The sequence below is a fragment of the Methylobacterium trifolii genome (assembly GCF_022179685.1).
GTDB lineage: Bacteria > Pseudomonadota > Alphaproteobacteria > Rhizobiales > Beijerinckiaceae > Methylobacterium > Methylobacterium trifolii.
This window is the reverse complement of the sequence record NZ_BPRB01000107.1, coordinates 1-7006: the sequence shown is the minus strand read 5'-3', so window position 1 is coordinate 7006 and position 7006 is coordinate 1. Positions and strand designations below refer to the sequence as shown.

The window sequence follows — 7006 nt, the reverse complement described above, 5'->3', positions numbered from 1 at the left end:
TTCAGGCGAAGAAGCCGGCGTTGACCTGGGCTTGGGTGATGCCGGCGAGTTCGATGGTGCCGCCGCCGGAGAGGACGAGGAGCGCGCTGCCCGATCCGTCGGCGGCGGTGCCGAAGCTATAGCTCTGGCCGCGCAGGTCGATGCGGTCGCCCTCGGCTTGGGCAAAGCCCAGGATCACGTCGTGGCCCGAGGCCGGGTCGAAGACGTAGCGGTCGGCGCCTGAGCCGCCCGTGAGCACGTCGTCGCCGAGGTCCCCGGAGAGCACGTCGTTGCCCTGGCCGCCGTAGAGGGTGTCGGCGCCCTGCCCGCCGAAGAGGGTGTCGGCCCCGAGGTTGCCCAGCAGCACGTCGGTGCCGAGGTTGCCGAACAGCACGTCCCGGTTCTGGCCGCCGTAGAGGGTGTCGGCCCCCTGGCCGCCGAACAGGGTGTCGTCGCCCTGGTTGCCGAGCAGCAGGTCTGCGCCCTCGTTGCCCTGGATCGCGTCGTTGCCCGCGTTGCCGAAGACCGTGTCGTCGCCGGCCAGGCCGCTGTAGCGGTCGTCGCCCGAGAGCAGGCTGATCTCGTCCGACGCGTCCGTGCCGATGAGGTCGTCGTCGAAGGGCGTCGGGCCGACCTCCGTGGGCGGCCGCGGCGGGGGCGGGGGCGCCACGGAATCGTCGTTGGTGATGGTGCCCGTGGCGGTACTGGTGCCGATCGTGCCGAAGTTCGGGCCCGAGAGCGTCACCGTGAAGCCCTCGTCCGGCTCCGCCGCGGCATCGCCCGCCACCAGCACGAAGAACGTCTGGCTGGTCTCCCCTTGCGCGAAGCTCACCGAGCCCGTGGGCAGGGTGGCGCCGGTAAAGTCGGCGGCGTCGGCGGCCGCGAGGCCGGCCACGCCGCCCCCGCTCACGGCATAGGAGACCGTCTGCGCGGCCTGGGCGTCGCCGCTGCGCGTGACCGTGAAGCCGTAGCGCGTGCCGCCGCCGGTCCCCTCCGCGTGGCCGACGTTGGCCGGGCCGAGGGAGAGGACGGGCGCGGCGTCGTCGTTCCGGATCGTGGCCGTGGCGCCGGTCGTCCCGCCCAGGCTGCCCCCGCCCGTGAGGGCGCCCAGCGTCGCGGTCACCGTCTCGTCGGGCTCGAACACCGTGTCGGGCAGGCTGGTCACGGTAAAGCTCGCGCTCGTGGCCCCGGCCGCGAAGCCGACGGCGCCGTTGTCCAGGCCCGAGACCGTGTAGTCGCCGCCCCGCGTCGCCGTGCCGGACAGGGCCACCGCAGCCGAGCCCGCCTGGCTCACGTCGCCCGTGCGCGTGACCGTGTAGGTGAAGGTGGTGCCGGCGCCGGCCGCGGCCGGTGCGACCCTGGGCGTGGCGTCACCGTCCTCCGGCCCGGACGCAGGGCCGACCGCGATCGTGTAGACCGGGGCGGCCGGCGCGTCGTCGTCGAGGATCGTGCCGGTCGCCGTGCCCACCGCGACCGTTCCGCCGTCCGTCGGGGTGCCCAGCGTGGCGATCACCGTCTCGTTCGGCTCGACGGCGGTGTCGGGCGTCGTGGTGACGGTGAAGCTGGCGCTGGCCTGGCCGATCGCGAAGCCGAGGCTGCCGCCGGCCGGGGCCGCGGCGCTTCCCACGCCCCCCGCCCCCGTCGTCACGAGGCCGGACACGCTGTAATCCGCGCCCGCGCTGCCCGGCCCCGTCGCCGTGCCCGAAAGGCCGACGGCGACGGTCGCCGCGGTGGCGGTGCCGGTCCGGGTGACCGTATAGGTCAGGGTGTTGCCGGGCCCAGTGTTGCCTTCCGCCACCGTCGGCGGCGAGACGGCGATGCCGTAGGCCGGCACCACCGGCACCACGCCCACGAAATAGATGTCGACGCCGCCGGCCGGGTTGACGCGCTGGGCGACCGGCCCGCTGAACGTGCCCTGCAGGGCCATCGTGGCGGTGGTGCCGCCGCTGGTGAAGCTCAGGGTGTCGTTGCCGTATTGCAGCCCGGTCAGGAGGAGGGTGGCATCCGAGACGTTGATCACGTCCGCGTTGGTGAAGTCGGTGATCCTGTCGCCGTCGTGGTTGGCCGCCGTGTCGCGGAACACGTCGTTGCCGGCCCCGCCCGTCAGGGTGTCGGCCCCGAGGTTGCCCTGCAGGACGTTGTCGTAGGTGTTGCCCTGGATCAGGTCGGCGCCGCCGCCGCCGATGCCGGTCTCGATCACCGTGCCGAAGGCGATGCCGATGTTGTTGGTGATGCCGGCCGCCGAGCTGAAATGCCCGTCGCGCAGGTCGATCGTCGAGGCGGTGCCGTAACCCGACAGATCGAGGGCGTTGTTCCGTCCCGTGTCGTAGAGCGTCACCACCGGCGTCTGGTTCACGGTGAAATCGAAGAACCGCCGGATCGAGGGAGCGATGTTGGTGTTGAAGCCGAAGACCTGCCCGCCGGACAGGGGCGTGTTGGTCGCCACACCGTAGAGCTGCTGAGCGGCGATGATGTCGAGCGGCATCAAGCTGTTGGCGACACGGACGTAGCCATCGGCCGAGGCGCCCCAATCGGTGCCGGCGACCGGGTAGCTTCCATAGTTGCGGGCGGCGGTATCGTTCGGATTGATGTAGGACATCACCGTCCAGAGACGCGTGTCGAAGACGCCGTTCTGCTGGCTCGCCAGGGAGACGCTGCCGTTGTAGTTGCCGGCGTGCCCGAGACCGATCGTGTGACCGAGTTCGTGGATGATCGTGAGCGAGCCGTAGCCGCCGATCCGGTCGAACGAGTCGAGCTGGCTGAACGAGGGCACGCTCGTGTCGATGAGGATCTGGTTGCGCCCGTTCACGGAGTCCCCGGCAATGCGGGAGACCTGGCCCGGCCCGACGCCGGTGGTCGGCCCGCCTGCGGAAGCGCTGCCATCGCTGCTCCGTTCGATGACGAAGTCCGCGTCATTCCGCGTGGTGGTCGCGGCGAACTGGATGTCGGCGACCGACGACCAGAGCGCCATGCTGCTCTCGAAGGCGCCGCGCTCCGCCTGCGTCCAGGCCGACGCCGGATTGAAGTAATACTGGACCGTCCCGCCGGGAGACCGACCGGTCGCGACCTGGGCGCCCGTGGTCTCCTCCCACTTGCGCACGTTGGCGTTGATGTCGCGCCAGTAAGAGGTGCCGACCACCGCGCCGGTGTTGTCGAGGCCGCTGAGGTAGCTCGCCTCGGTCACGAGACCCGGCGTGCCGGTCGTGACCGTGGGTGTCAGCGGGGACGCACTGATCCTGACATTCGAAGACCCGCCACCGTAACGCTCGGCAAGGGGCACCAGATCGCTTTGGCCGACGACGTCCTCGGCACCTTTACCGACACTCGACATGGTTTCCCCTTGCTTTGAGGTCTTTTGCTTGATGGGCCCGCCGCGAAAGACCCTGATTCAACCCAGATCCGAGTGTATTTTGATTTTCGACCCGGTAGCGGCGGGGACGTGCGATTTTTAGCGGCTCGATCCATGCTGTCGAATCAATACCTATGATGGCGACGGAGATATTCTAGGGTATTTATACGTAGGAATTTTTAACGATAACACAGGAGCAGGCTGCTTCGCGCACGCTGTGCTGACGCGTGACGGCGGCGCGCATGGTCACCCGCGTCGCTCCGGCCAGCCGCCGCTCACCGGCCTTCAAGAGCGTCTTGGACCATCCAAGAACGGCTTGGACCAACCGTCATGCATCGAGGCGGCGATGCGCCGGCGCCGACACGGCGAGGCCGTCCTCACCGCGCAAGATTTCCGGCACGATGCGGATCGTGTCCCCGGCCGAGGCCTGCCGGTGTGCGGCCCGGCGGATGTCCTCGATCACGGCGACGGCGGACACCCGACGAAGACGGACGACGGCCGATCCGCGTCGGGGGCGAACCACACCGGCCCGAGGCCGCGCTGCGCGGTGTCGCGCCCCGGAACCGTCCCTTCCAGGCGAATTTGCCCCGATACCTGCAGACAGCGGTGGTCGAGGATCATCGTGCGCGACGGCAAGCCGCCCTCGCGCGGCGTCCTGCTCGGGTCCGGAAGCGCCGTCGTCGCTGGTGCGGTGCTCGGGACGAAGGGCGCCGTGGCTGCCGAGACCGGTGCCGACGGTCCGGCCGGGAAAGCAACCGGCCGCCGCGCGACCTCCCTGGATACGCGTTCCCTCAAGGGCACGCACGCCACGGATTTCGACCCCGGGCGCTTCGCCACGCGTGCGGACGAGCGGGACAGGTATGCGGCGTTCCAGCCCGTGCAGGCGTCCATCGCGTAGACGAGGCTCACCGCGAAGCCGGCGCTGACGATCCGGGCCGCGTCGGGCGCACTCGGCGCGAAGGAGACCGACCCGCCTCCGCCGCCGGCGACGCCCGCAACGATGCAGGCCGGGATCAGTACGCGCGTCAGGGCCGTGAGGCCGACCCGTCATCCGAGGCCGTCCGGTGCGGTGGCCGACGATGTCGCCGGGACCCTGCAGGGCGGCTGAAGTGGATCGGGCCGACGCCGAGGCGGTCGCGGGGGTTGCCGGCCCTTCGTCGAGGCCGTGATGTAGGGTAATGCGCTGAGGCAGCCCCGGCACGGCATCCCGGGCGGGTTCGGCGATTTCGGAGGGACGGACGATGCGGGGTCGGAGTCGAGAAGACGGCGTATCGTCGCCAAAGACCGTTTCCGGCAACGCCTCCGACATCGTCGAAGGCTCGCCCGACGCCATCGATCCGCCCTACCCGACTCCGGCGGGCCCCTTGCCCAACGCGGCGAGTGCCAACACCGCCACGCAGAACCACAACATCCCCGGAACCGGCTCCGGCAGCCCCTACGTCGACGCCGTCATCTGGGGCAACTCGGGCTGGAACCTGAGCAGCGGCCCGATCACCTACTGGTTCGGCTCACCCGACGACCCGAACAGACCGAGCGAGACGCCGCTCGACGGCTGGTCCGCGGCCGAGCGGCAGGCCTTCGTCGGCGCGTTGGCGAACTACGCCGCCGTCTCGAACCTGCGCTTCGAGGAGGCGACCTCCGAGGCCTCCGCCAACATCGTGGCCTTCCAGGTCACGAGCACCGCCTATCTCGGCCTTGCGGAGATCCCGGACGGCTCGGTCAGCCACGGCGGCAACCCGAACCAGGTCTGGCTACGCTACGCCTTCAACGCGACCGCGTCCTGGAGCCAGCCCCAGCCCGGAGGCGACGGCTACCAGACGATCCTGCACGAACTCGGCCACACGCTGGGCCTCGCGCACCCGCAGGACGGCGGCAGCCAGCCCGATGCGACCGTCTTCCCCGGACTGCACGACGGAGACACGGGCCTCTACGAGCAGAACCAGGGGCCGTACACGGCCATGACCTACAATCTCGACTACGACGAAGCACCGCAGGAGAACTTCGCCTACGGCGAGAACGCGTCGCTGGGCGCCTTCGACATCGCGGCGATCCAGCGGCTCTACGGCGTCAACACCACCTACCGGACCGGCAACGACGGCTACGCCCTGCCCACCGTCAACGCGGTCGGCACCTATTGGTCGACGATCTGGGACGCCGGCGGCAGCGACGAGATCAGCGCCGCGGGCGCGAGCGGGCCGGCCGTCGTCGACCTGCGCCAGGCGCCCCTCAACGGCCCCTATGCCGGCGGCTTCGTCTCGCAGGTCGCCGGCATCCGCGGCGGCCTGACCATCGCCAACGGCGTCACCATCGAGAACGCCACCGGCGGTTCGGGCAGCGACCGGCTGATCGGCAACGACGCCGCCAACGGGCTCGTCGGCGGGGACGGCGACGACACCCTGGTCGGCGGCGCCGGCAGCGACCAGCTGACCGGCGGCAGCGGCGCGGACCTGCTCTACGGCGACGCGCTCCCCGCCCTGCCCTCGGGCGTGAGCCGGACCGGCAGCGGGCTCTTCGGCGACACCGGCGACGCCAACACGTCGGTGGCGACGGCCTTCAACCTCAACGCCCTGTTCGGGCTCGGGGCCAACGGCGACATCGCCGACGCGAACGCGGTCCCGCACGTCACGGTCAGCGCCTCCGGGGGCACCGGCACGGATTATTACTCGGTCACGATCGGCAATCCCGGGGCGACCATCACCCTCGACGTCGACCGTCCCTCGAGCGGCTTCGACGCGCAGATGCGGCTGATCAGCCCCGCCGGCAACGTCGTGGCCGAGAACGACGACAACGACGTCTACTACGGCGCCGGTGGCTCGACGACCGTCGGCGGCACGCTCAGCCGCGATCCCTTCATCGTCTACAATGCGGTCTCGGCCGGCGTGTATACGATCGCCGTGACCCGCTACCAGCGGAGCGCGCTCCAGAACGGCGACAGCTACCAGCTTCAGGTCTCGGTCGCGGACGCGCCCGCGATCGGCGACGGCGCCGGCGACGACCTGATCGCCGGGGGCCTGGGCAACGACACGGCCTTGGGCGGCCTCGGCAACGACACCGTGTTCGGAAACCAGGGCGGGGACGTCTTGTTCGGCAACCAGGGCAACGACACCCTGTTCGGCGGCCAGGACCAGGACACCCTCTACGGCGGCCAGAACGAGGACGTGGTGCTGGGCAACCTCGGCGCCGACGTGGTGCTCGGCAACCTCGGGGCCGACACCCTTTTCGGCGGACAGGGCGCGGACACCCTCTACGGCGGCCAGAACGACGACGTGCTCTACGGCGACCTCGGCGACGACGTGCTCTCGGGCGATCTCGGGGCAGACCGCTACGTCTTCGGGGCCAATTCCGGCCACGACGTGATCCTGGGCTTTTCCCAGGGCACGGGCGACCGGCTCGACCTGCAGGGCCAGACCTACAGCTTCGGCACGGCCCCCGACGGCTCGGGTTCGGCGCTGCTGGTGCTCTCGGGCGGGGGCACCGTCGAACTCGCCGGCATCACCCAGGCCCAGCTCGACGCCGGCGTCTTCGTCTGAGGAACGGGTGGCCGTCGCCGTGCTCGACGGCCGCCGGCCCTGGCTGTCGGCATATCGACCTCGGAGTGCGTCCCGCTGCGCCTCCACGGCACGGCGGCGGGTTTCCTGGTGGCCTCCGGCATTTGAATCGACGATCGCAGCCGGCCCG

Annotated in this window: 4 protein-coding genes; 2 read left to right on the top strand and 2 right to left on the bottom strand. The window is 70.6% G+C overall.

Annotated elements, in window-relative coordinates; all coding sequences use genetic code 11:
• Position 1: 1 nt before the first annotated feature.
• Positions 2-3163, bottom strand: a complete 3162-nt coding sequence (locus tag COGEMETH_RS10570) for a M10 family metallopeptidase C-terminal domain-containing protein (protein ID WP_238182530.1) — start codon at positions 3161-3163, stop codon at positions 2-4.
• A gap of 493 nt (positions 3164-3656) precedes the next feature.
• Positions 3657-3791: a hypothetical protein gene (locus COGEMETH_RS25605; protein WP_283214979.1), complete on the bottom strand. Its 135-nt coding sequence runs from the start codon at positions 3789-3791 to the stop codon at positions 3657-3659.
• 159 nt (positions 3792-3950) lie between these two features.
• On the opposite strand from COGEMETH_RS25605, the gene COGEMETH_RS10565 reads away from it, so the two are divergent.
• Both COGEMETH_RS10565 and COGEMETH_RS25600 read left to right on the top strand, forming a co-directional pair.
• Positions 3951-4226, top strand: coding sequence for a hypothetical protein (locus COGEMETH_RS10565; RefSeq protein ID WP_238182529.1), 276 nt, complete (start codon positions 3951-3953; stop codon positions 4224-4226).
• A gap of 343 nt (positions 4227-4569) precedes the next feature.
• On the top strand, positions 4570-6858 hold the full coding sequence (locus tag COGEMETH_RS25600) for a M10 family metallopeptidase (protein ID WP_283214978.1): 2289 nt from the start codon (positions 4570-4572) through the stop codon (positions 6856-6858).
• Positions 6859-7006: the final 148 nt, after the last annotated feature.